The sequence below is a fragment of the Paraburkholderia sp. BR10937 genome, assembly GCF_040965695.1.
In the GTDB taxonomy this organism is placed as follows: domain Bacteria; phylum Pseudomonadota; class Gammaproteobacteria; order Burkholderiales; family Burkholderiaceae; genus Paraburkholderia.
The window spans coordinates 68,824-91,646 of sequence record NZ_JBFRCL010000024.1 but is presented as its reverse complement, the minus strand read 5'-3'; the positions used below and the strand labels follow the sequence as shown (position 1 = coordinate 91,646).

19 protein-coding genes and 1 pseudogene are annotated in these 22,823 nt (G+C 66.5%); 5 read left to right on the top strand and 15 right to left on the bottom strand.

Going from position 1 to position 22,823, the window contains the following annotated elements; translation table 11 throughout:
• Positions 1-4: 4 nt before the first annotated feature.
• Positions 5-1,201 (bottom strand): acyl-CoA dehydrogenase family protein, encoded by a 1,197-nt coding sequence (locus AB4Y44_RS20835; protein WP_342918945.1) that lies wholly within the window; start codon positions 1,199-1,201, stop codon positions 5-7.
• A gap of 26 nt (positions 1,202-1,227) precedes the next feature.
• Positions 1,228-3,351: a 3-hydroxyacyl-CoA dehydrogenase NAD-binding domain-containing protein gene (locus AB4Y44_RS20830; protein ID WP_368700753.1), complete on the bottom strand. Its 2,124-nt coding sequence runs from the start codon at positions 3,349-3,351 to the stop codon at positions 1,228-1,230.
• A 147-nt stretch (positions 3,352-3,498) separates the two neighbouring features.
• Between AB4Y44_RS20830 and AB4Y44_RS20825 the strand changes: the two genes are divergently transcribed.
• The gene (locus AB4Y44_RS20825) at positions 3,499-4,407 is read left to right on the top strand and encodes a LysR family transcriptional regulator (protein ID WP_368700752.1); all 909 of its coding nucleotides are present in this window, start codon (positions 3,499-3,501) and stop codon (positions 4,405-4,407) included.
• Positions 4,408-4,460: 53 nt separating this feature from the next.
• Here AB4Y44_RS20825 and AB4Y44_RS20820 read toward each other — a convergent pair whose 3' ends face one another.
• From AB4Y44_RS20820 to AB4Y44_RS20765, 12 genes are all read right to left on the bottom strand, one after another.
• Positions 4,461-5,252 carry a DUF4397 domain-containing protein gene (locus AB4Y44_RS20820; protein WP_368700751.1) on the bottom strand — a complete coding sequence of 264 codons (792 nt, stop codon included), beginning with the start codon at positions 5,250-5,252 and terminating at the stop codon, positions 4,461-4,463.
• Between the two features lie 291 nt (positions 5,253-5,543).
• The gene (locus tag AB4Y44_RS20815) at positions 5,544-5,936 is read right to left on the bottom strand and encodes a Na+/H+ antiporter subunit G (RefSeq protein ID WP_368700750.1); all 393 of its coding nucleotides are present in this window, start codon (positions 5,934-5,936) and stop codon (positions 5,544-5,546) included.
• Positions 5,937-5,945: 9 nt separating this feature from the next.
• Entirely contained in the window at positions 5,946-6,221 is a 276-nt protein-coding gene (locus tag AB4Y44_RS20810) for a K+/H+ antiporter subunit F (protein ID WP_342918940.1), read from the bottom strand.
• Complete coding sequence (locus AB4Y44_RS20805; protein WP_342918939.1) at positions 6,215-6,709, bottom strand: Na+/H+ antiporter subunit E; 495 nt, start codon at positions 6,707-6,709, stop codon at positions 6,215-6,217. The genes AB4Y44_RS20810 and AB4Y44_RS20805 overlap by 7 nt, the downstream gene beginning before the upstream one ends.
• A 1-nt stretch (position 6,710) precedes the next feature.
• On the bottom strand, positions 6,711-8,375 hold the full coding sequence (locus AB4Y44_RS20800) for a monovalent cation/H+ antiporter subunit D (RefSeq protein ID WP_368700749.1): 1,665 nt from the start codon (positions 8,373-8,375) through the stop codon (positions 6,711-6,713).
• On the bottom strand, positions 8,372-8,725 hold the full coding sequence (locus AB4Y44_RS20795) for a Na+/H+ antiporter subunit C (protein ID WP_028202566.1): 354 nt from the start codon (positions 8,723-8,725) through the stop codon (positions 8,372-8,374). Before AB4Y44_RS20795 ends, AB4Y44_RS20800 begins: the two co-directional genes overlap by 4 nt.
• On the bottom strand, positions 8,725-11,538 hold the full coding sequence (locus AB4Y44_RS20790) for a monovalent cation/H+ antiporter subunit A (protein WP_342918937.1): 2,814 nt from the start codon (positions 11,536-11,538) through the stop codon (positions 8,725-8,727). The genes AB4Y44_RS20795 and AB4Y44_RS20790 overlap by 1 nt, the downstream gene beginning before the upstream one ends.
• Before the next feature lie 168 nt (positions 11,539-11,706).
• Complete coding sequence (locus AB4Y44_RS20785; RefSeq protein WP_342918936.1) at positions 11,707-11,892, bottom strand: hypothetical protein; 186 nt, start codon at positions 11,890-11,892, stop codon at positions 11,707-11,709.
• Between the two features lie 132 nt (positions 11,893-12,024).
• Positions 12,025-13,728, bottom strand: a complete 1,704-nt coding sequence (locus AB4Y44_RS20780) for a lactate permease LctP family transporter (RefSeq protein WP_368700748.1) — start codon at positions 13,726-13,728, stop codon at positions 12,025-12,027.
• A 91-nt stretch (positions 13,729-13,819) separates the two neighbouring features.
• Positions 13,820-15,286, bottom strand: coding sequence for a LutB/LldF family L-lactate oxidation iron-sulfur protein (locus tag AB4Y44_RS20775; protein WP_368700747.1), 1,467 nt, complete (start codon positions 15,284-15,286; stop codon positions 13,820-13,822).
• Complete coding sequence (locus tag AB4Y44_RS20770; protein ID WP_368700782.1) at positions 15,283-16,002, bottom strand: lactate utilization protein C; 720 nt, start codon at positions 16,000-16,002, stop codon at positions 15,283-15,285. The genes AB4Y44_RS20775 and AB4Y44_RS20770 overlap by 4 nt, the downstream gene beginning before the upstream one ends.
• 11 nt (positions 16,003-16,013) lie before the next feature.
• Positions 16,014-16,805, bottom strand: a complete 792-nt coding sequence (locus AB4Y44_RS20765) for a (Fe-S)-binding protein (protein ID WP_342918933.1) — start codon at positions 16,803-16,805, stop codon at positions 16,014-16,016.
• Positions 16,806-17,010: 205 nt separating this feature from the next.
• On the opposite strand from AB4Y44_RS20765, the pseudogene AB4Y44_RS20760 reads away from it, so the two are divergent.
• The 3 genes and pseudogenes from AB4Y44_RS20760 to ppk2 all read left to right on the top strand — a co-directional run.
• Positions 17,011-17,664, top strand: a pseudogene (locus tag AB4Y44_RS20760) (FadR/GntR family transcriptional regulator); the annotation flags it as partial.
• Between the two features lie 240 nt (positions 17,665-17,904).
• Positions 17,905-18,285 carry a VOC family protein gene (locus AB4Y44_RS20755; protein WP_368700746.1) on the top strand — a complete coding sequence of 127 codons (381 nt, stop codon included), beginning with the start codon at positions 17,905-17,907 and terminating at the stop codon, positions 18,283-18,285.
• Between the two features lie 110 nt (positions 18,286-18,395).
• On the top strand, positions 18,396-19,325 hold the full coding sequence (gene ppk2, locus AB4Y44_RS20750; RefSeq protein ID WP_342919232.1) for a polyphosphate kinase 2: 930 nt from the start codon (positions 18,396-18,398) through the stop codon (positions 19,323-19,325).
• Between the two features lie 81 nt (positions 19,326-19,406).
• Here the strand turns inward: ppk2 and AB4Y44_RS20745 are convergent, their stop codons facing one another.
• Positions 19,407-20,996 carry an inorganic phosphate transporter gene (locus AB4Y44_RS20745; protein ID WP_368700745.1) on the bottom strand — a complete coding sequence of 530 codons (1,590 nt, stop codon included), beginning with the start codon at positions 20,994-20,996 and terminating at the stop codon, positions 19,407-19,409.
• Between the two features lie 172 nt (positions 20,997-21,168).
• On the opposite strand from AB4Y44_RS20745, the gene AB4Y44_RS20740 reads away from it, so the two are divergent.
• Positions 21,169-22,794, top strand: coding sequence for a sensor domain-containing diguanylate cyclase (locus AB4Y44_RS20740; RefSeq protein WP_342918930.1), 1,626 nt, complete (start codon positions 21,169-21,171; stop codon positions 22,792-22,794).
• Positions 22,795-22,823: the final 29 nt, after the last annotated feature.

Sequence of the window (22,823 nt, the reverse complement as noted above, 5' to 3'; positions counted from 1 at the left end):
CCTCTCAAAGCCCGAGAATCATCTTGGAAATGATGTTCTTCTGAATTTCGTTGGAGCCGCCGAAAATCGACAGCTTGCGGTTGTTGAAGTATTGCGCGGCGGCGCTGGCGGCATCGTCGGGGCCGATTGCCTCGCCCGCATAGCCCTCTTCGAGCGCTTCCTCGACGAACGGCGCCGCATACGGACCCATCGCGCGGCGCAGCAGCGAGGAGATCTCCTGGCGGATCTCGGTGCCGCGAATCTTGAGCATCGAGCTTTCCGCACCGGGTACGCCGCCGCCCGCCACCGCAGCGATCACGCGCAGGTTGGTCGTCTTCATGTTCTCCAGATCGATCTCGACCCTGGCGATGCGCGCCGCAAATTGCGGATCTTCCGCGAGCGGCTTGCCGTTGCGCGTGATGTTCTGCGCGGCGCGCTTCAGGCGCGCGAGCGCCGCCACCGAAAAGCCCACGCCCGCGATGTTCGTGCGCTCGTACGTGAGCAGATATTTCGCGTAGGTCCAGCCGCGGTTTTCTTCGCCAACGAGGTTCGCCACCGGCACGCGCACGTCGGTGAAGAACACTTCGTTTACCTCATGTTCGCCGTCGAGCGTGACGATGGGGCGAACCTCGATGCCCGGCGTGTTCATGTCGATCAGCAGGAAGCTGATGCCTTCCTGCTTGCGCACGTCGGTGGCGGTGCGCACGAGGCAGAAAATCATGTTCGCGTAGTGGCCGAGCGTGGTCCACGTTTTCTGGCCATTCACCACGTAGTGGTCGCCGTCACGAACGGCGGTCGTGCGCAGCGAGGCGAGGTCCGAGCCCGCGCCCGGTTCCGAATAGCCCTGGCACCACCAGTCCGAGCCGTCGAGAATGCGCGGCAGCCAGTAGCGCTTTTGGGCCTCGCTGCCGTACTTGATGAGCACGGGCCCGAGCATGTTGACACCGAACGGCACGATGCGCGGTGCGCCTGCAATCGCGCATTCGTTCTCGAAGATGAACTTCTGCACGGCGCTCCAGCCGGGGCCGCCGTATTCCTGCGGCCAGTGATTCGCGAGCCAGCCTTTTTCGTGGAGGATCGCATGCCATTGCGCCATGTCGTCGCGCGTCAGGTGCCGGCCGTTGCTCACCTTGCTGGCTAGGCGCTGTGGCAGGCGGTCGTTCAGGAACGCGAGCACTTCGCTGCGAAACGCCTCTTCTTCGGCGGTGAATTTCAGGTCCATGTGTGAAAAGCTCCTTCAGGGCACATTCAGGCCGATTGATTGAGGCTCGCGAAATTCTCGCCGCGCTCGACCAGTTCGACGAGCAGCGGCGAAGGACGCCAGAACAGCGGATCTTCCTTCGCATACTCGCGGATATCGGCGAGCACGTTGGCGAGGCCCACGCTATCGGCGTACTTCATCGGGCCGCCGCGATAGCGCGGGAAGCCGTAGCCGTAGAGCAGCGTGACATCCACATCGAGCGGGCGCAGCGCGATCTTTTCATGCACGACGTTCGCGCCTTCGTTGATCATCGCGGCCATGTAGCGGCGCATGATGGCTTCGTCGCTGAAGCTGCGCGGCGTGATGCCCGCGCGTTCGCGTTCGCTGTGGATGATCGCTTCCACTTCGGGGTCGGGCGTGCCCGTGCGTGCGCCTTCCGGGTAGAGATAGAAGCCGCGGCCCGTCTTCTGGCCGAACCAGCCGCGCTCGCAGATGCGGTCGGCGATCTGCACGTAGCGCGCCTGCGGGTCGCGCGTGGCGGCGCGGCGCTTGCGCGTGGCCCAGCCGATGTCGCCGCCCGCGAGATCGACCACCTGGTACGGGCCCATCGGAAAGCCGAAGTCGCGCACGGCCTTGTCGATCTGGTACGGCGAAGCGCCGTCCTCCATCAGATGATCCGCAGCGGTGCGGAACACCGCGAGAATGCGGTTGCCGATGAAGCCGTCGCACACGCCCGCGCGCACCGGCACCTTGCGCAGCTTCTTCGCCAGCTCGAATGCCGTGGCCACGACATCGGCACTCACCTGCTTCGGCACCACGATTTCGAGCAGCTTCATGATGTTGGCGGGCGAGAAGAAGTGCAGGCCTACCACGTCCTGCGGGCGTTGGATGCTGGCGGCAATGGCGTCGATGTCGAGATATGAGGTATTGGTCGCGAGCACGGCGCCGGGCTTGCACACGCGGTCGAGTTCGGCGAACACGGCCTGCTTCACGGCCATGTCCTCGAACACGGCTTCGATGACGAGATCGGTGGTCGCGAGCGCATCGTACGAGGTGCTGCCGTTGAAGCGCGCGAGGATCTGCGCCTTCGCTTCGGGCTTCATGCGGCCCTTGGCGATGAGGCCGTCGTAGACTTTTTCCACGTGGGCGCGGCCGCGTGCGAGCGAGGCCTCGTCGCGTTCGATCATCGTCACGGGCAGGCCCGCGTCGAGCACGGCCACCGCAATGCCCGCGCCCATCGTGCCGCCGCCGATCACGCCGACGGTGTCGATCGCGCGCGGCTTCGCGCTCTTCGTTTCAGGGGCCTTCTGCACTTCGCGCTCGGCGAAGAATGCGTGCACGAGACCGGCGCGCTGCGGGCTTTCGAGGCATTCGAGGAACTGCTTGCGCTCGAAGCGCAGGCCTTCGTCGAACGAGAGATCGAGCGCGGCCTGCACGCAGTCGACGATCTTCAGCGGCGAGAACAGGCCACGCGACTTCTTCGCGGTCTCGGCGCGCGCGGCGTCGATCGCGGCTTGCGCCTGGGAGCGATCGGCGAGCGCCTGGGCGTCGCGCGTGCGGCGCGCCGGCGCATGGCTCGCGAGCAGTTCCTGCGCGTAGGCAAGGCCTTCGGCGAGAATGTCGTCGCTCGCGCCCACGCGGTCGACGAGGCCCAGCTTGCGCGCATCCTGCGCGCTCGCGTGACGGCCGCTCAGCATCAGCGAGAGCGCCGCTTCGGCGCCGATCAGGCGCGGCGTGCGTTGCGTGCCGCCGGCACCAGGCAGCAGGCCCAGCTGCACTTCGGGCAGGCCGAGCTTCGCGCCCGCCACGGCGAGCCGATAGTGCGCCGCGAGCGCCACTTCGAGGCCGCCGCCGAGCGCCGCGCCGTGAATGGCGGCGATCACCGGCTTGTGGCAGGCCTCGATGCGGTTGCACACGTCGGGCAGCGCGGGCGGTTGCGGCGGCTTGCCGAACTCGCGGATGTCCGCGCCGGCAATGAAATTGCGCCCCGCGCCGACGATCAGCACGGCCTGCACGGCGTCGTTCGCCTCGGCGTGCTCGATGGCGGCGGCGAGGCCGCGGCGCACGTCCACGCCCAGCGCGTTGACGGGCGGATTGTCGACGGTGACGAGCAGCACCTTGCCGCGCAGTTCATGAGTGACGGGGGAGGTGTTCACGGGATCGGATGCCATGGCGATGCTGTCTCCATAATGAGGGCCGGACTGGCGGGCCAGACGGCAATGTTTCATGTTCGCGTCGATTCTCGGCGTGATAGGGACAATTGACAATCCCATCGCTCGTTGACAGACTGTCAAAGTATTTTTGACAGTGGATGTGCCATGGACGTCAACGCGCTGACCCTGCTGGTCGAGATTCTCGACGCGGGCAACCTGAGCGAGGCGGCGCGCCGGCTCAGGATGAGCCGCGCGAACGTCAGCTACCACCTCAACCACCTGGAGAAGTCGATTGGCCTGCAGCTCGTGCGCCGTACCACGCGCCGTGTCGAGCCGACCGAAATCGGCCTGAAGCTTTACGAGCACGGCCGGGCGATCCAGAACGCGCTGCTCGCCGCGCGCGAATCGGTTTCCACCCTCGGCCAGAGCCTGCAGGGGCGCGTGCGGCTTTCGGTGCCGAGCGGCTACGGGCAGCTCGTGATGTCGGACTGGCTGATCCAGTTCAAGCGGATGTACCCCGGCATCGTGCTCGACGTGATGTTCGAAAATCGCGTGGAAGACCTGCTGCGCGACGAAGTCGATATTGCCGTGCGCGTGATGCACGAGCCGCCGCAGAATCTCGTGGCGCGCGACATGGGGCCGGTGAAGTACATCGCATGTGCGTGTACGGAATGGGCCGATAAGCACGGCATGCCGCAAACGCTCGAGGATCTGGCGCGTGCGCCCGTCATCACGGCAACGGTGGTGGGGCGGCAATTGCGCCTTGCGGGTTATCTAAACGAGGACCGGCACGAGGTGTTGCTCGAGCCCTCGATCATTTCGGAAAACTTCCTGTTTCTGCGCCAGTCGATTCTTGCGGGACTCGGCGTGGGCATCGTGCCCGACTACGTCATGCACGACGACATTCGCCAGGGCGCTGCCGTCACGTCGCTCGACGCGTGGCGCCTGAGCATATTCGGTACGCATATGTACATGCTCTATATGCCGAACCGCCATCACACGCGGGCGGCGTCCACCTTCATCGATTACGTGCTGGGCGAGGCCCGCAAGACCGGGCGCGGCGCTGCCGCGTGAGCGGCGGACGTAGCACGCCGCCACCCGGCCGCGCCGGTTGCATGCGCAACGGCCTATTGGCCCGTGAGCGTGTTGCTGTACTCCACGGCGGGCTGCGAGGTGTTGCCGCCCTGCGCGACGAGCAGGTGAATCTGCCCCGGCAGGAGCTGCGAGAGCGTGCCCGAGATCGGCACGGTCGTAATGAGCCAGTCCGCATTGTTCGCGAGGTTGAACGAGGCCGACTCGAAAATCGCCGTCTTGCTGCCCGCCGTCGTGACGATCGCCACGTAGTTGCCGCCGTTCATGTAGATCGAGTCCTGGCCGCTCGCGGGCACGGCGTTCTTGTATCCCACGGCCGGCAAGGTCGGCTGCACGCCGTTGATATCCGTGCCGGGAGCGACGATGTAAATGTCGAGGTTCTGCGCATTGACGGTGGCGTTGAACGCGCGCAGGCGTGCGCTGCTGGAAAGCAGGCCCTTGTCGAACGGATCGTCGATCAGGCCGATGTCGCCGCCCGAGAGCGCGGGCAGCGCGAGCACGGTGTACTCGTGACCCTTCGCCACGTCGGGGAAGGCGCCGCTAGCAATCGGCGCGGTCGTGCCCGTGTTCGCATACGAAACGTTGGTATTGCCGGTGTTGATGTTGGCGAAGTTCGTGACCTGCTTGTACGCGATGTTCGTCTGCAGCGCGCTGCCGTTCACCAGAAAATCGACGTTCGGGCCGCCCGGCAGGGCATGCACGAAATGAATCTCGGGGTTCTGCACGCCGATTTCCTTGCCCACGTCGTTGCTGCTGCTGCTGCCGCCGCATGCCGTGAGCAGGGCTGCCGCGCTCGCAAACGCGAGCAGGGTGCGTATCGTCTTCATTGTTGACCTCATTCGTTTCGTTCAGGCTGCACGGTGTACGGCCTCGATTGCGGCCGCGCGTTGTTATTGCGCCCCTGCGCGAGCCGGGACGGCGGCGCGATGCTGCATAGGGGCGAGCAAGATCAGCAATTGGTGTGCCGTGCGTGGCGATTCGACGCGATGCGTGTGTGCGCAACGGGATGAGGGGAGGGGGAGTGATGGGGGGCGGCGCGCGGATGAAGCGTGGCGCGCCCGACCTTTGCGACGTTCGATGGCAGCTTTTACCGGCGGCGCGAAGATCCGCGCCGATATTCAAGCGTCCTGTGCGGCATTGTTGTCCGGGTTCGCGTCTTGCTTGCCGACTGCACTGGCGCTGGCGGCATCCGGCCGTCCGCGTGTGGCGGACGAAACGGCTACGCGTTGCTGAATCCCGGCCTTGGTGAGCATATGCGCGCTGATCGGCGCGGTGAGAAACAGGAACGCCGGAATCAGCACTTCGTGCAGGCTCGCAAAATTATTGTGCGCACTGAAGTACACGACGGAGGCGAGCACGACGCCGCCTACGCCGAGCGTGGTCGATTTGGTCGGTCCGTGCAGGCGCATATAGAAGTCGGGCAGGCGTGCGAGGCCGATCGCGCCGATCAGCGTGAACGCGCTGCCGAGCAGGAGCAGCACGCAGACAAACGCTTCGATGACGGTTTGCATGGCGAAGCCCTAGTTCAGTTCGATGATGTCGCCGCGCTGCAGGTACTTCGTGAACGCGACGGTCGCCACGAACCCCATGACCGCGATGAGCAGCGCGATTTCGAAGAAGACCGTCGAGCGCAGCATGATGCCGTAGACGACGATGAGTGCGATTGCGTTGATATTGAGCGTGTCGAGCGCGACGAGCCGGTCGGGCAGCGAAGGCCCGCGCACCAGGCGCGCGAGTGTGAGCAGGAACGCGAGCCCGAGGATCGCGAACGACACCGGAATGACGATGGCTAGCATGCGAAGATCTCCATGAGCGGGGCTTCGTAACGGGACTTGATCAAGGCGACGAGCGCGGCTTCGTCTTCGAGATCGAGCACGTGCACGACAAGGCGCCTGCGGTCGTCGGAGAGTTCGGCGCACAGCGTGCCGGGGCTCAGCGAGACGATGCTGATGAGCGCCGAGAGCGCGATTTCGTGAGTGCTGTCGAGCGGCACGTCGATGAAGGCAGGGCGCAGGCGCTGCGTCGGGCCGAGCACGAGCAACGCGACTTCGAGATTTGCCACGAGGATGTCGTAGAGCACATGTCCGAAAAGCCGTACGAGCAGCCACGGTCTGCCGAAGCGCACGGGCGCGAGCCATAGCCCTTCGCCCACGCGGTAGGCGATGGCGGTACCGAGCACGAAGCCAAGGAGCAGGTTGCCCGGCGACACGTCGTTCATCAGCAAGACCCAGCATACGAGCAGCACGACGGTGAGCCAGGGGTGTGGAAAGAGCCTCTTGAGCATGTCAGCTTCCTCCGCCCTGTGACGTTTGCGCGGCCTGGGCGGGCAGGATCGCGTGAACGTAGGCTGCGCGGTCGAGCAACTGCGCGGCGGTGGCGTCGAGATACTGCTTGAGCGGGCCGGCAAATACCGTTGCGGCCACCACGCCCGCGAGCAGCAGCGCACACGCGGCGAGCTTGGCGCGGCTGCCGCGCGGCGCGGTGGCGGGTGCGCCGTCGTAGGCGCGCGCAGCGGGAACTGCCCACAGCAGGCGTGTGCCTGTGCGGCTGAGCGCGACGATCGACAGCAGGCCCGCGACCAGCACGGCGGGCCAGAGCACGACAGCCCGTGAAAGCGGCGTGGCGGCGAGCACCATGGCCTTGCCCAGAAAGCCCGAGAGCGGCGGCAGGCCGACTGCGCCAACCGCTGCCGCGAGATAGAGCACGCCGGCGAGGTTCGAAGGCCAGGGCTTGGGCGTTTTTTCGGGGTTCGCTGCCTTGGGAGGCGTTGCGATCGGCTCGCTGTCTGCATCGGGTGTGATGGCTGGCGCGGTGGCGTCGTCGAGCGATTCGAGCGAAGCGGGCTCGCGCGTTTCGGCTGCAGCGGGCACGGCCGCCGGTTCGCTTGCTTCGGACTCCAGCGTATCGGCGAGCATGAACAGCGCGCCCGTGCATAGCGTCGTGCTGATGAGGTAGTACAGCAGCGCGCTCCAGGCGAGCACGGTCTGCAGCGTGACAGCCGCAATCAGCAGGCCGACCGAGACCAGCACGAGAAAACCGGTCGTGGTCTTAAGGCTCGATACCGCGAGCGCGCCGAGCGCGCCATAGACGATCGTCGCAATCGCAAGCCACCACGCCCATTGATGCAGGAACGCGTCGAGCACGCCGCCCGCTGCGCCGAACACGAGTGCGTCGCAGCGAAGCATCGCGTAGATGCCCACCTTGGTCATGATCGCGAACAGCGCGGCCACGGGCCCGATCGCGCTTCGATACGCCAGGGGCAACCAGAACGACATGGGGAAGACGGCGGCCTTCAGGCCGAATACGAGCATGAGCGTCGCGCCCGCGAACTGCGCGAGGGGCAGCGAGGCGGGGTCCAGCTGCGCAAGCCGCTCGCCCGCGTCGGCCATGTTGAGCGTGCCCGTGAGGCCGTAAAGCACGCCCAGCGCGATGAGAAAGAACGACGAGCCCACGAGGTTCAACAGCATGTAGTGCAGGCCGTTGCGCACGCGGCGGCGTCCGCCGCCATGCAGCAGCAGCGCGTAGGAGGCGATCAGCAGAAGTTCGAAGAAGACGAACAGGTTGAAGAGATCGCCGGCGAGAAACGCGCCGTTCAGGCCCATCAGCTCGAACTGCACGAGCGCGCGATAGTAGCGCCCGCGCCGGACATCGGCGCTCGTGGTGCCGAGCAGGCAGCAGCACGCGAGCAGCGCGGTCAACACGAGCATGAGTGCGCCGAGCCGGTCGATCTGCAACACGATGCCGAACGGCGCGGGCCACGCGCCGAGCGCATAGCTCGCAACCTGCCCTTGCGCGGCGAATTCGGCGAGCGCCACCGCGATGGGCAGCAAGGCGAGCGTGGCAATCACGTTGATCGCACGCTGCAAGCGCTTCGCGCGCAGCGGCAGCGCAACGATCGCGCCGGCCGCGAACAGCGGAATCAGGATGGGGAGGATGAGAGCATGACTCATTCGCCGCGCATCTCCAGGCCGCTGCGCTGCGGGTTGTCGCCGTCCACGTGATCGGTGCCGTCGATCGCTAGCGCGCGCAGCGCGAGCACGACCGTGAAGGCCGTCATGGCGAAGCCGATCACGATCGCAGTGAGCACGAGCGCCTGCGGCACCGGGTCAGCATACTGCGCGCCCGGCGCGATCACGGGCGGCTTGCCGGTGGAGAGCCGGCCCATGCCGAGCAGGAACAGGTTGATCGCATACGAGAACAGCGTGATGCCGAGGATCACCGGCAGCACGCGCGCGCACAGCAGCAGGTAGAGGCCGCTCGCGCAGAGCACGCCGAGCGTAATGGCGAAGGCGGCTTCCATCAGCTTTTCTCCACGGATTGCATGTCCTTGTCGCGCACGCCGAGGTGCGAGACGATCGTGAGCGTCGTGCCGACCACGGCGCCAAGCACGCCGAGGTCGAACAGCATGGCCGTGCTCAGCTCGATTTCGCCGATCAGCGGCACGTGCAGATGGCCGAACGCGCTAGTGAGGAACGGGTGGCCGAGCACGATCGCGCCTACGCCCGTCGCGGCCGCGACGAGAATGCCGAGGCCCGCGAGCCCGCGGTAGTTGATGCGGATGCGCGACTCGGTCCACAGCACGCCGCTCGCCACGTATTGCAGCAGCAGTGCAATGGAGATCACGAGCGAGGCGATAAAGCCACCGCCGGGCAGACTATGGCCGCGCAGAAAGATGAACACGGCAACGAGCAGGGTGAGCGGCAGCATGAGGCGCGCGAGAATGGCGAGCAGCAGCGGATGCGACTGCGACGACCATGGCAGACCGCCCGGGCCCGTGTCGGGCGATTTCAGGCGCAGGCCGCGCAGCAGTGCCTTCACGGCGAGCCCCGCCACCACCAGCACGCTGATCTCGACCATCGTATCGAAGCCGCGGAAATCCACGAGGATCACGTTGACGACGTTGTGGCCGCCGCTGCCCGGCAGCGCGTTCGCGAGAAAGAATTGGCCGACGCCGTCAATGGGAGCGCGCGTCATCACCGCATACGCCACGGCGCCGATCAGCGTGCCGCCCGCGAGTGCGAGCAGCGCGTTGCGGGTACGCGCGGCTGGAGGCTCCTGCGCGCGCTGCACGACAGGCAAAAAGTAGATGGCGAGCACGAGCAATAGTACCGTGACCACTTCCACGGAGATCTGCGTGAGCGCGAGGTCTGGCGCGGAAAAACGCACGAACGCCAGCGTGACGAGCAGCCCGCAGGTGCTCAGCATCACGAGTGCGTAGAGCGTATTGGCGCGCACGAGCACGACGCCCACGGCCATCAGCGCCATCAGCACGAGGCCGACGAGCGTCATCGCATCGAGCGGCGCCGAGCGGTACGCGCCGTCCAGCGAAGTAAGCGCGAGGAGCGCCGCACCCGGCACGATCAGCATCGCCGCGATCATCCACGCGAGATAAGCCGGCAGCGAGCGCGTTTCGAAGCGATTGACCACGACGCCCGCGGCCTTTTCGAGCTGCTGCACGAAGCGGTCGAAGCCTTCACTCGCGTTCATTTCGGAGAGCACCGAACGATGATGGCGGAACGCGTCGCGGCGATAGAAGAACAGCAGCGCGCCCCCCGCGAACGATACGCAGCTCATCAAGAGCGGCAGATTGATGCCGTGCCACAAGCTCAAGCTGTACGTGGGCACGCTGCCGCCCAGCGCGAACCATGCCGCGGACTCGAGCATCCTGCCGATGGTTTGCTGCGGCACGAGGCCCACGAGCAGACAGATGACGACGAGAATCTCGACGGGCAGCTTCATGAAACGCGGCGGCTCGTGCGGCGGATAGTGAGGAAGGTCGTGCGGCGTCTCGCCGTCGAAGAACACGCCCCACACGAAGCGCAGCGAGTACGCAACCGAGAGCCCCGCCGCGATGACGGCGAGCGCGGGAATGATCCAGCTGAAGTCACCGAGGAGTCCTTGTGCAAGCGTTTCGCCGAAGAACATCTCCTTCGAGAGGAAGCCGTTGAGCAGCGGCACGCCTGCCATCGCGAGCGATGCCACAGCGGCTAGCGCAGCGGTATGCGGCATGAAGCGGCGCAAGCCACGCAGGCGGCCCAGGTCGCGCGTGCCCGTTTCATGGTCGATGATGCCCGCCGCCATGAAGAGCGAAGCCTTGAACACCGCGTGATTGAAGGTGTGAAAGAGCGCGGCGACGGTGGAGAGCTGCGTGTCGAGGCCGAACAGCAGCACGATGAGCCCGAGATGGCTGATGGTGGAATACGCGAGCAGCCCTTTGAGATCGCGCTGCACGAGCGCCAAGGCTGCACCTCCCGTGAGTGTGACGAGGCCGATCAGGCTCGTCACGTAGAAGAACCAGTCGGTGCCTTCGAGCACGGGGTAAAAGCGCGCGATGAGGAAGATGCCCGCCTTCACCATGGTCGCCGAATGCAGGTACGCGGAAACGGGCGTGGGCGCCGACATCGCATGTGGCAGCCAGAAGTGGAACGGGAACTGTGCCGACTTCGTGCAGGCCGCGAACAGAATGAGCAGGAGAATCGCCGGGTACAGCGGATTGCGCTGCACGAGGCCCGCATGCGCAAGCACGACGTCGAGGTCGTAGCTTCCGCAGACGTGGCCGAGCAGCAGCACGGCGGCCAGCAGCGCGAGACCGCCCGCGCCCGTGATGGTGAGCGCCATGCGCGCGCCGCGCCGCGCCTCGGGGCGCGAAGGCCAGAAGCCGATCAGCAGGAACGACACGATGCTCGTGAGTTCCCAGAAGATCACGAGCAGCAGCAGGTTGTCCGACAGCACCACGCCGAGCATCGCGCCCATGAAGAGCAGCAGCAGCGCGTAAAGGCGCGGCAGCGACTCGCTGCCCGCGAGGTAGTAGCGCGCGTAGACAAAAACGAGCAGGCCGATCGCGAGCACGAGCAGCGCGAACATGAACGAAAGACCGTCCAGACGCAGCGCGAACGAGAGGCCGAGCTGCGGGATCCAGTCGGCTTGCCAGTGAAGCACGCCATGGGTGGCCATGCCTACACGTTCGCTGCCCAGCAGTCCCAGGCCGAAGAGCGCGGCCGCGAATGCGATCCACGTGCCGGAGGGGGACGCCCAGCGTCCGGCGAGCGGCCCCGCGAACGCGACGAGCGCTGCGGCGACGAACGGTAATACGACGAGCCACCCCATTGCCATTCGACACTCCCCGTGAATCCGACAGGGCGCCGAGCCGCCGCGCCGCAGTTCACGATCATAGCCGCAAACGGGGACGGAGTTCATTCATGTGGCATCAAGGCGGCCATGGGGTGTCATACGAACGAAACGTGCGTCAGGTCCTCCGGCCTGGGGGCTCATCGACGATCTTCACATCGGCCAGACGAAGGTTTCGTGAGCGCGTGTCGTTTTGCCGATGTCCACCGTGCGCCGCTCCGTGTTGCCGCCATGGCTCGCGGTGATCACATAGCGGCCGTCCGGAATCGAAACGAGCATGAACGGGCCGCGTGTGCGCGTGGAAAGGAGCGGCGTGCCGTACATGTCTGCGATCTTCACGAGCACGGCGGCTTAAAAGCCGCTTAAAAACCCGCTTTTTTCGCGCCCACATGCAAGAAGGCCATCGCCCGCGCGCGGCGGGAGACGGCCTTCGTCACTGCATTACGGCGCGTTGCTACCGCGCCTACTTCATCACTGCGGAATCATGCCGGTCAGCACATACGCCTGAATCAGCGTCACCACGCCCACGACAGCCGCAAAGAACAGGCTGTGACGCACGGTGAAGCGGAACAGAGACGACTCCTTGCCGACGAGGCCGGTTGCCGCGCAGGCCACCGCGATCGACTGCGGCGAAATCATCTTGCCGCTCACGCCGCCCGAGGTGTTGGCCGCCACGAGCAGCGTGTCCGACACGTTGATCTGGTGCGCCGTGGTGTGCTGCAGCGAGCAGAACAGCGCGTTCGACGACGTATCGGAGCCCGTGAGGAACACGCCGAGCCAGCCGAGGAACGGCGAGAAGAACGGGAAGGCTGCGCCCGTTCCGGCAAGCGCGAGAGCGAGCGTGGACGACATGCCCGAGTAGTTCGCGACGAACGCGAAGGCGAGCACGAGACCGATGGACAGCACGGGGCGGCGCAGTTCGCCGAGCGTCTCGAAGAACGCGGTCACGGCGGCGCGCGGCTTCATGCGCAGCAGGATCGCGGAGAGGATCGCGGTGATCATGATCGCGGTGCCCACGGCCGAGAGCCAGTCGAGCTTGAACACGGCCTCATAGGGCTTGGGCGACGCGACGATCGGCGCCGTGCGCACCACGAGCTGATCGAGGCCCGGTACGTGCAGGCTCAGAATCGTGCCTGCGAGCGGCCCCTTCGCTGCGAAGAGCGCCTTGAACGGCTTGACGCTCCACACAGTCACGATGGCCGTGAGCAGAATGAACGGCGACCATGCGCGCACGGTTTGCCCGATGGTGTACGGCGAAGCCTTGCGGCTCGAAGCCGTCGCACGCGAACCGCCGCCGCCGAAGCCGCCCAGCGCAGCGGCACCGCCGCTGACCTTCACGCTCGTGCCTTGCGTTGCCCGGCGCGGCTGCCACACATTGAGGAACGCGGCGAGCGCGACGAGGCTCACGAGCGCCGAAGTGATGTCCGGCAGCTCCGGCCCAATGTGGTTCGACGTGAAGTACTGCGTCACGGCGAAGCTGCCGCCGGCCACGAGCGCGGCGGGCCACGTTTCCTTCACGCCGCGCTTGCCGTCCATGATGAAGACGAGCCAGAACGGCACGAAGAGCGAGAGCAGCGGCAACTGGCGGCCCGCCATCGCGCCGATCAGGAACGGATCGATGCCCGTCACCTGGCCCGCAACGATGATGGGAATCCCCATCGCGCCGAATGCAACTGGAGCGGTATTGGCGATGAGGCACAGGCCCGCGGCATAGAGCGGCTCGAAACCGAGGCCGACGAGCAGCGCCGAGGTGATCGCCACCGGCGCGCCGAAGCCCGCCGCGCCTTCGAGGAACGCGCCGAACGAGAAGCCGATCAGCAGCAGCTGCAGGCGCTGGTCGTCGGTGATCGAGAGCACCGAGGCGCGGATGATCTCGAACTGTCCCGTCTTCACGACGATCTTGTAGAGGAACACCGCGGTGACGATGATCCACGCGATCGGCCAGATGCCGTACGCAAAGCCGAAGCCCGCGGAAACGAGCGCCTGGCGCACGGGCATGCCGTATTCGAAGATCGCCACGGCGAGCGCGAGCAGCAGGGTGATCGCCGCGGCGACATGGCCCTTCATGCGCAGGCCGGCGAGCGCGACGAAGAAGAAGAGAATGGGAATGGCGGCCACGAGCGCGGACAGCCACAGACTGCCGAGCGGTGTGTAGATCTGGTACCAGGGTTGCACTACGGTCTCCTCCGATGATGCGGGTAGAAAATTTATGTGAGGCCGTCAGGCTCGCTTTGAGCGTTATTTCGCAGGCCTGACGACGTAAATGCTATTGCGGCTGGTCGCGTTCGCGCAGCAGGTCGTGCAGGCTGCGCGGGGCGGGCTTGAGCGGCGTGCGATGCCGCGTCCAGCCCATTTGCTGCGAGGGCGCGAGGCCGCGCAGACGCGTCACGGCCCAGCGCAGCGCACGGTAGGCGCGCGGATGCGCAAACGCGCCGCTCCAGAAGCGCCAGATGAACTGCTCGCTCCTGCTGTGATTCGCGCCCTGGCCGCGCAACGGATGCGCCACGCTTTCCTCGGGGTCGCGGTTCGCCTCGGTGCGCAGGCGCACGAGCAGTTGCGGAATCGGAATGCGCACCGGGCAGACTTCGCCGCATGCGCCGCACAGGCTCGAAGCGGTGGGCAGCTCGGCGGTCGCATCGAGCCCGAGCAGATGCGGCGAAATGATCTTGCCGATCGGCCCCGGGTACGTCGTGCCGTACGCATGACCGCCGATGCGCGTGTACACCGGGCAGTGGTTCATGCACGCGCCGCAGCGGATGCATTGCAGCGTGGCGCGCAATTGCTCGTCGGCGTAGGCCTGGCTGCGGCCGTTGTCGAGCAGGACGAGATGCACCTCGCGCGGGCCGTCTTTCTCGCCTGCGCGGCGCGGGCTGCTGATCAGGTTGAAATACGTCGTGATCGGCTGGCCCGTGGCCGAGCGCGTGAGCAGGCTCGAAAGCGGCACGATGTGCTCGAGCTTTGCCACCACCTTTTCCATGCCCATGATCGCGATATGCACGTCGGGGACCGTGGTGGAAAGGCGGCCGTTGCCTTCGTTTTCCACGAGCCAGAGCGTGCCCGTGTCGGCGGCGGCGAAGTTCACGCCGGAGAGGCCGATCTGCGCATCCACGAAGGCGCGGCGCAGCGCGCGGCGGCCCGTTTGAATGAGCGTATCGACGTCTTCCGTAAACGGCGTATCGGGTATGTGTTCCTCGAACAGGTGGCCGATATCGCCCTTCGTCTTGTGAATGGCGGGCATCACGATGTGCGAGGGCTTTTCGCCTGCGAGCTGCACGATGTACTCGCCCATGTCCGATTCGATGCAGTCGACGCCGCGCGCTGCGAGGTAATGGTTGAGCTCGATTTCCTCGCTCGCCATCGACTTGCCCTTGATCACGCGCGTGGCCGCGTGACGCTGCGCGATGGCGTGGACGATACGGTTCGCCTCGTCGGCGGTCTCGGCCCAATGCACCTGAATGCCGTTCTCGCGCAGCTTCGTTTCCAGTTGCTCGAGCAGTTCGGGCAGGCGCGCGAGCGCATGCTGGCGCACGGCTTCGCCGAGATCGCGCAGGGCTTCGAGTTCGTCCGCTTCGGGGAACTGCGCGGCGCGCTTGCCTTGCAGGAAATCCATCGCGCCGCGAAAGCTCTTGCGTAACTGCGGGTCGTCGAGCGCCGTGCGCGCGCGCTGGCGGAATTGCGCAGTCGGGACGAAATGGAGCGTGTTTTCCTGCGAGATCTGCGTGGTCGTGCTCATTCGGCGGCTCCGTGCTGCGCACCCGCTGCGCGATCCTCATCGGTCACGACGACGACCCACAGGGCGCGGGGACCATGCGCGCCATAGGCGGTGGTCTGCTGGATATCCGAGGTCTTCGAAGGACCCGAGATCATCACGAGATTGGTGGGCATGCCGTCACGCCAGCGTTCCGCGGCCACGGCGGCGTGCAGGTCCGCGTGCAGCGTGCTCGCGTGGATCAGCGCGACGTGCAGCGGCGGCACGAGCGAGACCGTGCGCGGCGCGTTCGCGTCGGGCACGACCACGAGCGTGCCCGTCGCCGCGAGTCCCGAGCGCGCGACGGTGAAGCCCGCGTCGACGGTGTCGAAGAGTTCGGCCTTCCACTGCTCGATCGGCTGCGCGTAACTGCGCGCCTGCACGGCGGCCGGCAGCGCTGCGGTGAGCGCCTGGCCTTCGGCGCAGGCGGTGTCGAGCAGCAGGCTGCGCACGCCTGCCGCTGCGAGCCGCCCGGCGAGATCGATGGCCCATGTTGCGGCGCTCGCGCAGATCACCTCGGCGTGCGCGGCTTCGAGCATGCGCTGGAACTGCGCGATGCGTTCGTTCAGCGCCAGCGGGGTGAGCGCCCGGCGCCCGGTGAAATGCGCGTCGATGCGCGCGTCGAGCGCTTCGAGCGTCGTGGAGGGCGCGGCGGGTGCATGGCCGCGCAGGCGTTCCAGCGTGCGCGCCCGCGCGCTCATCGTATCGAGGTTCATGCGGCCTCCCCGCCGGTGCGGCGCCAGAGGAACGAGGCGAGGTGTTCCACGGCGAGCGGCGCGCCCTTGTGCGCCGCCGCGTGGCCGATGTTGAGCAGGCACCCGCAGTCGGCGGAAACCAGGCGCTCGCAGCCCGTGGCGCAGGCGGAGGCGATCTTGTCGGCGACCATCGCGCCGGAGATGTCCGGGTGCTTGAGCGAGAACGTGCCGCCGAAGCCGCAGCATTCCGATTCGCGTTCGTGCTCGATGCGAGTGACGCCCGGCAGCGCATCGACGACTTCGACGCCGTGCACACGCGTGCCCATCTCGCGCCGCGCGCCGCATGAGGTGTGCAGTACGACGCGCTCGTCGGGCTGGCGGACGGCAGCCTGTACGCCATACGCGTCGAACTCGACGTTCAGCACGCGCACGAGGAATTCCGTGAGTTCGTACACGCGCGTCGAGAGTCCCTCGGCGCGCGCGGCGTTGGCCGCGTCGCCATCGAACAGCGCGGGCCAGTGATGGCGCATCATGCCCGCGCACGAACCCGAAGGCACGATCACGGGCCAGGACTTTTCGAAGAGACCGAGTTGCGCGAGCGCGACCTCGCGCGCCTGGCGCGGGTTGCCGCTGCTGTACGCAGGCTGGCCGCAGCAGCTCTGGCTGCGCGGGAAATGGACCGTGAGTCCTTCGCGTTCGAGCAGCTTCACCGCGTCGAGGCCGGCTTGCGGCACGAACAGGTCGACGAGGCAGGTGGCGAACAGATAGACGTCGGTGGGGCGCTCGGTGGGGTATTGCCGTGGCTTCATGTCTCGCTCGGTGTCTTGGCGCGCTTTCGTGCTCCTTTCCCGGGACTGGGGCCGGGCAGCTTGGAGACGAGCGCTGGTTTGGGCGCATAATTCCCGCTTCGGCCGAACGGTTCAAACTGGTTGGACCACTTGCCGCAAGCTAGAACGAGACTCGGGTATGACAATGAGGGACAGGGCAGGCTCGCGCGGGCGCGTGGAGACTGTGATGCGTCAGATGGAGACGTCGCTGCTCGACGGTACCTGGCGCGCGGGAGCGAAGCTGCCATCCGAGCGCGTGCTCGCGCTGGAATACGACGTGGCGCGCAACACGGTGCGCGAGGCGATCCAGCGCCTGGCCGCGCGCGGCCTCGTGCAGAGCCGGCCGGGAGCGGGCGTGTTCGTCACCGACCAGTTGCGCACGGGCTTTGCTTCGCCGTGGGGGCAACTCGTGGCCGATCATCCGGCCTTGCGCGAAGACATCCTCGAGTTTCGTCGCGTGCTGGAAGGCGCGACGGCGTATTTTGCGGCGCTGCGCGCGAGCGACGAGGATCTCGAGCGCATTCGCGCGCTCATGCAGGAGCTGGAGCGCACGCGCGAAGTGGACGACAAGGCCGCCGAAGCCGACACCGATGCGAAGCTGCACGAAGTGATCGCGCAGGCCTCGCACAACGCGATGTTCCTGCATCTGCACACGAGTGTGCTGGGCGTGCTGCGCGAGCACATCACGATCAACGGCACGGGGCTGCGCGTGCAGAACGAAGACGCGCCGGACCAGTTGCTGCTGCAGCACCGCACGCTGTGCGACGCGATCGTTGCGCGGCGTCCCGAGGAGGCGCGCACGGCGATGCAGACGCATATCGACTTCGTGCGCACGCGGGTGGGAGAGGAGATCGGCTGGCCGGAAAGTGGTCCGACCAGTGACGATGCGCCGCGCGCCGCGCCAGCGGCTGCGCAGGCGGGCAAGCCGGCGCGCAAAACCGCGCGCAAGGTGGCGGGCGGCAGAGAGAAAACGCCAGTGGCCCGCGCCGGGCGGGCGAACGCTGCTAAAGTCGGCTGATCGGGCCGACGGGCCTCGTTCCGGGCCGCAGGCAGTACCTGGCCACATGAGCAGGAGGAGCAGATGAACGAACGCGCCGCGCAAATCGTGGCGTTGAGCGCCGTGACGCTGACCGTCAGCGACATCGCGCGGTCGGTGCCCTTCTACGAGGCGCTCGGCTTCGGGCAGAGAGCCGGGCCGGCGGTGCCGGGCTTCGCGTCGTTCGAACTGGGCGGCGCGGCCGGCGTCTCCTATCTGAACCTGCTGGAGGGACCGCACGGCGCCGTGAACGGCTGGGGCCGCGTGATCCTCTACGTCGCCGACGTGGACGCGTTCTACGCCCATGCACTGGCCGCGGGCGCGAAGCCCGAATTCGCACCGCGCGACGCGCCATGGGGCGAGCGCTATTTCCATCTCGTCGATCCGGACGGCCACGAGCTGAGCTTCGCCAGGCCGCTCACCTGAGCCGCCGCAATGCATTTGAAATATTCGTGACACTCGCTGCGCCGATAGTGGCGCGAGTTGACAGCATATCGACCAAGGAGAGAGTCGCCATGAATGAACTGGACCGCACGATGGATGCCGAACAACGGGATGCGCAAGAGCAGGAAGCCGAACTGCATCGTCGTCGGCGTCTGGATGAAGAGCTCATCGACGCCTATGACGAAGAGCTCGAAATGGAGGTCGACGACCGGCTGCAGGAAAGCGGTCTGCAGATCAGCGACGAGGCGCGTGCGCTGCGACGCGTCTATTTCCGCGAGCTGATCCGCCTGCAGGGCGAACTCGTGAAGATGCAGGACTGGATCGTGAGCACGGGGCACCGGCTCGTCGTGATCTTCGAGGGACGCGACGCGGCGGGCAAGGGCGGTGTCATCAAGCGCATCACGCAGCGGCTGAACCCGCGCATGTGCCGCGTCGCGGCGCTGCCCGCGCCGAACAACCGCGAGCGCACGCAATGGTATTTCCAGCGCTACGCGCAGCATCTGCCCGCGGGCGGCGAGATGGTACTGTTCGATCGCAGCTGGTACAACCGCGCGGGCGTGGAGCGGGTGATGAACTTCTGCACTGACGAGGAATACGAAGAGTTCTTCCGCTCGGTGCCCGAGTTCGAAAAGATGCTTGTGAGGAGCGGCATTCAGATCGTCAAGTACTGGTTCTCGATCACCGACGACGAGCAGGAAGTGCGCTTCCAGAGCCGTATCGACGATCCGCTCAAGCAATGGAAGCTCTCGCCGATGGACCTCGAAAGCCGCCGCCGCTGGGAAGCCTACACGCACGTGAAGGAAGTGATGCTGCAGCGCTCGCACATTCCCGAGGCGCCGTGGTGGGTCGTGCAGGGCGTGGACAAGAAGCGCGCGCGCCTGAACTGCATTCATCACTTGCTGAGCCAGGTACCGTATCACGAGATCGAGCACCCGCACGTCACACTGCCGGCGCGCGTGCATCATCCGGATTACATTCGCCAGCCGGTGCCGCAGGACATGATCATTCCGGAGATTTATTGAGGGGTTGGCCCGTTCGCAGCGTTCAATTGAAAAGCCGTGCTCCCATCACAGGGAGCGCGGCATTTTTCTGGCCGCTCGTGCTCAGAACACGTGCTTGAACACCCAATAGAGCGCGCCAGCCAGCACGATCGAAGCGGGCAGCGTGAGCACCCATGCCATCACGAGGCTGCGCACCGTATTCCATTGCAGGCCCGAGCCGTTCGCGGCCATCGTGCCCGCCACGCCCGAGGAGAGCACGTGCGTGGTCGAGACCGGCAGACCGTACACGTCCGCCGCGCCGATCGTCACCATCGCCACGACCTCCGCGCAGCCGCCCTGGCCGTAGCTCAGGTGCTGTTTGCCGATGCGCTCGCCCACCGTCACCACGATGCGCTTCCAGCCCACCATCGTGCCGAGCCCCAGCGCGATCGCCACGGCCACCTTCACCCATGTCGGGATGAATTTCGTCGCGTGGTCGATCTGGCTGCGGAAGTTGTTGATGGACTTCAGGTCGTCGGCCGAGAAGGGCACCGCCTTCTGCTTGTCGAGCAGGCGGATCGCTTCGGAAACCACGTACATGTTGTTGCGCACGTTATCGACGACCGATTGCGGCACTGCCGCGAGCGAGCCGTAGCTGCGCACCTGTTCGGTCACCTGGTTCGAGAGCGCGGCGAGCGCGGGCACCGTCGTGCTCGACAGCGTGCGGCGGCCGATGAAGCGTTCGACTTCGGCGCGCGGATCGGCGGGCGCGGCCACGCCGTTCGTGTAGCGCTCGAGCGCGCGCGTGGCGTCGTGCGCGACGGCGATGAAGGTCTGCGTCTGCTCGGCCGTCACGGCGCGGTTCAGCGCATATGCCGTGGGCACCGTGCCGATCAGGATCAGCATGATGAGGCCCATGCCCTTCTGACCGTCGTTGGAGCCGTGCGCGAACGACACGCCCGTGCAGGTGAGGATGAGCAGCGCACGGATCCAGAACGGCGGCGGCTCCTTGCCCTTCGGCTCCGAGTAGAGCGCGGGCACGCGCACGACGGCCTTGAGGATGAGCAGCAGCAGCCCGGCCAGCAAAAAGCCGACGATCGGCGAAAAGAGCAGCGACTTGCCCACGCCGAGCGCCTGGCTCCAGTCCACGCCGCTCGTGCCGTTCGCGCCGTGCATGAGCTGGTTCATGAGGCCCACGCCGATGATCGAGCCGATCAGCGTATGCGAGCTCGACGAAGGCAGGCCGAAGTACCACGTGCCCAGGTTCCAGATGATCGCGGCAATGAGCAGTGCGAACACCATGGCGAAGCCGGCGCTGCTGCCCACCTGCAGGATCAGCTCCACAGGCAGCAGTTGCAGGATGCCGAAGGCCACCGCGCCGGTGGAGGTGAGCACGCCGAGGAAATTCCACGCGCCCGACCACATCACGGCGATATTGGGCGAAAGCGAGTGCGTATAGATGACGGTTGCGACCGCATTCGCGGTATCGTGGAAGCCGTTCACGAACTCGAAGCCGAGCGCGATCAGGAGCGCGATGCCGAGCAGGATCCAGGGCATCGCCGAGCTTTCGCGCACCGGCGAGAGGTCGTCGGCGAGATGCATCCCCACGTACACGGCGCCTGCGGCGATGACGACGAGGAAGGCGAGCAGGCTCGCGTTGCGCCCACGTGCGGGGGCGGTGCCCGGTTGCGGTGACAGGGAAAATTCTGGCATGGCAGGCGGGCTCCTGGGGGAGGGAGTGGGCAAAGGTTTCGCCTCCGATCCTGACGCGCCCAGGTGTCCGTTTGATGACGGATTCGTGCCAGCCATGCCCGATGCATGCCCGACAGACCGGGGCTCCATCGAATGAATCGCGCCGTCAGCAGACAGCAAGAGGATTGCGCAGATGCCAAAACGGGTTCTTTCGCTGCGTCTTCTGGTGCACCGCTGGGCCCACGCTCGGGCGAAGGCGGCGACGCGCCTGATCGGCAACTATCCCTTCTTCGCGGGGCTTTCCGGCACGCTCGTCGCGACGGTGATGGCGATCCTCACCTACGCGGCGCTATACGAGGGCCGTGCCGAGGAATTGCGCCACGCGCAGGAGAATTCGCGCAACCTCGTGCAGCTCATCAGCAACGACATTGCGCGCAACGTCGAGATTTACGACCTGTCGCTGCAGGCCGTGGTCCAGGCGGCGCAGCAGCCGCAGACCTGGAGCATGCCCGAGGCGCTGCGCCAGCGCGTGCTGTTCGACCGGGCGACGGCGGCGTCGAGGCTGGGTGGAGCCTATGTGATCGACGCCACGGGCCATGTGATAGCCTCGCACAGCAACGCCTTCGACGCTTCAGCCGCCGGCATTTCGTTCGCCGACCGCGATTACTTCGTCGCGCAGCAGCGCGACCCGCATGTGGGCCTGTTCTTTTCGAAGCCGTTCCATTCCCGCCTGCGCGGCGGCGCGCTCACGATCGGCCTCACGCGCCGCATCAACGCGCCCGACGGCTCGTTCGCGGGCGTCGCGCTGCTCGGGGTGCGCCTCGACTATCTCGAGCAACTGCTCGAGCGCATCGACCTGGGCCCGGGCGGCCACCTCTTCATCCTGATGCGCGACGGCACGTTGCTCGCGAGCAAGCCGCCCTCGATGCGCGGCGCCGGCTGGAGCTACGCGGACCTGCCGAATTTCGCGTTCTTTGCGCGTCGCGACGCCGGCACCTACACGTCGCACTCGGCAATCGACGGGGTCGAGCGCATCTACACCTTTGCGCATGTGGGCAACTCGCCGTTCATCGTCGTCGTGGCGCCCGCCGTCGGGGACGTGCTCGCCGGCTGGCGGCGGCGCAGCTATATCGCACTCGTGATGACGACGGTGTTCGGCGGCGCGTGGGTCGCGGTGTCGTGGATGCTCGCCTTCGCGCTGCGCGACAAGGTGGTGGCCGAGGGCAAGCTCGTGCGTCTCGCGGTGACCGACCCGCTCACGGGTCTTGCGAACCGCCGCGCGCTCGACAGCCGTCTCGCGGAGGAATGGCATCACGCGGTGCGCGAACGCACGCCGCTTTCCGTGCTGTTTTTCGACATCGACCACTTCAAGCTCTTCAACGACACCTACGGGCACGCCGCCGGCGACGAGGTGCTGGTGTTCGTGGCCGGGCGCATCGCTGCAGGATCGCGGCGCGCAACCGATCTCGCCGCGCGCTTTGGCGGCGAAGAGTTCGCGGTGGTGCTGCCGGGCACGGCGCTCGACGCCGCGACGCGCATGGCGGAAAAGATCCGCAAGCGCATCGAGTCGGACAATCTCACGCTGAGTGGTACGCACCATGGGTGCGTGACGGTGAGCGCGGGGTGTGCGAGCTGCAATCCGCCGGACGGCGGCAGCGGCGCGAAGCTGCTGGCCGCCGCCGACCGCCTGCTCTACGAGGCCAAGGAAGCGGGCCGCAATCAGGTTCGGTCGCAGCAATGGACGGGCGAGGGGGCGCAGCCGCTGGTGGATTCCGAAGCAGGAAGCCGAGGCCGCGATGCACCCGCGACGCGAGGCTGAGGCGCACCGGCTTGCGTGCGGCGCGCGAC

Bases quoted from the DNA above. Each gene is read 5' to 3' on its own strand.
- AB4Y44_RS20740 (WP_342918930.1), top strand. From the start codon at position 21,169: ATGCCAAAACGGGTTCTTTCGCTGCGTCTTCTGGTGCACCGCTGGGCC.
- AB4Y44_RS20835 (WP_342918945.1), bottom strand. From the start codon at position 1,201: ATGGACCTGAAATTCACCGCCGAAGAAGAGGCGTTTCGCAGCGAAGTG.
- AB4Y44_RS20770 (WP_368700782.1), bottom strand. From the start codon at position 16,002: ATGAGCGCGCGGGCGCGCACGCTGGAACGCCTGCGCGGCCATGCACCC.
- AB4Y44_RS20755 (WP_368700746.1), top strand. From the start codon at position 17,905: ATGAACGAACGCGCCGCGCAAATCGTGGCGTTGAGCGCCGTGACGCTG.
- AB4Y44_RS20820 (WP_368700751.1), bottom strand. From the start codon at position 5,252: ATGAAGACGATACGCACCCTGCTCGCGTTTGCGAGCGCGGCAGCCCTG.
- AB4Y44_RS20745 (WP_368700745.1), bottom strand. From the start codon at position 20,996: ATGCCAGAATTTTCCCTGTCACCGCAACCGGGCACCGCCCCCGCACGT.
- AB4Y44_RS20800 (WP_368700749.1), bottom strand. From the start codon at position 8,375: ATGAGTCATGCTCTCATCCTCCCCATCCTGATTCCGCTGTTCGCGGCC.
- AB4Y44_RS20790 (WP_342918937.1), bottom strand. From the start codon at position 11,538: ATGGCAATGGGGTGGCTCGTCGTATTACCGTTCGTCGCCGCAGCGCTC.
- AB4Y44_RS20795 (WP_028202566.1), bottom strand. From the start codon at position 8,725: ATGGAAGCCGCCTTCGCCATTACGCTCGGCGTGCTCTGCGCGAGCGGC.
- AB4Y44_RS20765 (WP_342918933.1), bottom strand. From the start codon at position 16,805: ATGAAGCCACGGCAATACCCCACCGAGCGCCCCACCGACGTCTATCTG.
- AB4Y44_RS20815 (WP_368700750.1), bottom strand. From the start codon at position 5,936: ATGCAAACCGTCATCGAAGCGTTTGTCTGCGTGCTGCTCCTGCTCGGC.
- AB4Y44_RS20830 (WP_368700753.1), bottom strand. From the start codon at position 3,351: ATGGCATCCGATCCCGTGAACACCTCCCCCGTCACTCATGAACTGCGC.
- AB4Y44_RS20810 (WP_342918940.1), bottom strand. From the start codon at position 6,221: ATGCTAGCCATCGTCATTCCGGTGTCGTTCGCGATCCTCGGGCTCGCG.
- ppk2 (WP_342919232.1), top strand. From the start codon at position 18,396: ATGGATGCCGAACAACGGGATGCGCAAGAGCAGGAAGCCGAACTGCAT.
- AB4Y44_RS20775 (WP_368700747.1), bottom strand. From the start codon at position 15,286: ATGAGCACGACCACGCAGATCTCGCAGGAAAACACGCTCCATTTCGTC.
- AB4Y44_RS20805 (WP_342918939.1), bottom strand. From the start codon at position 6,709: ATGCTCAAGAGGCTCTTTCCACACCCCTGGCTCACCGTCGTGCTGCTC.
- AB4Y44_RS20825 (WP_368700752.1), top strand. From the start codon at position 3,499: ATGGACGTCAACGCGCTGACCCTGCTGGTCGAGATTCTCGACGCGGGC.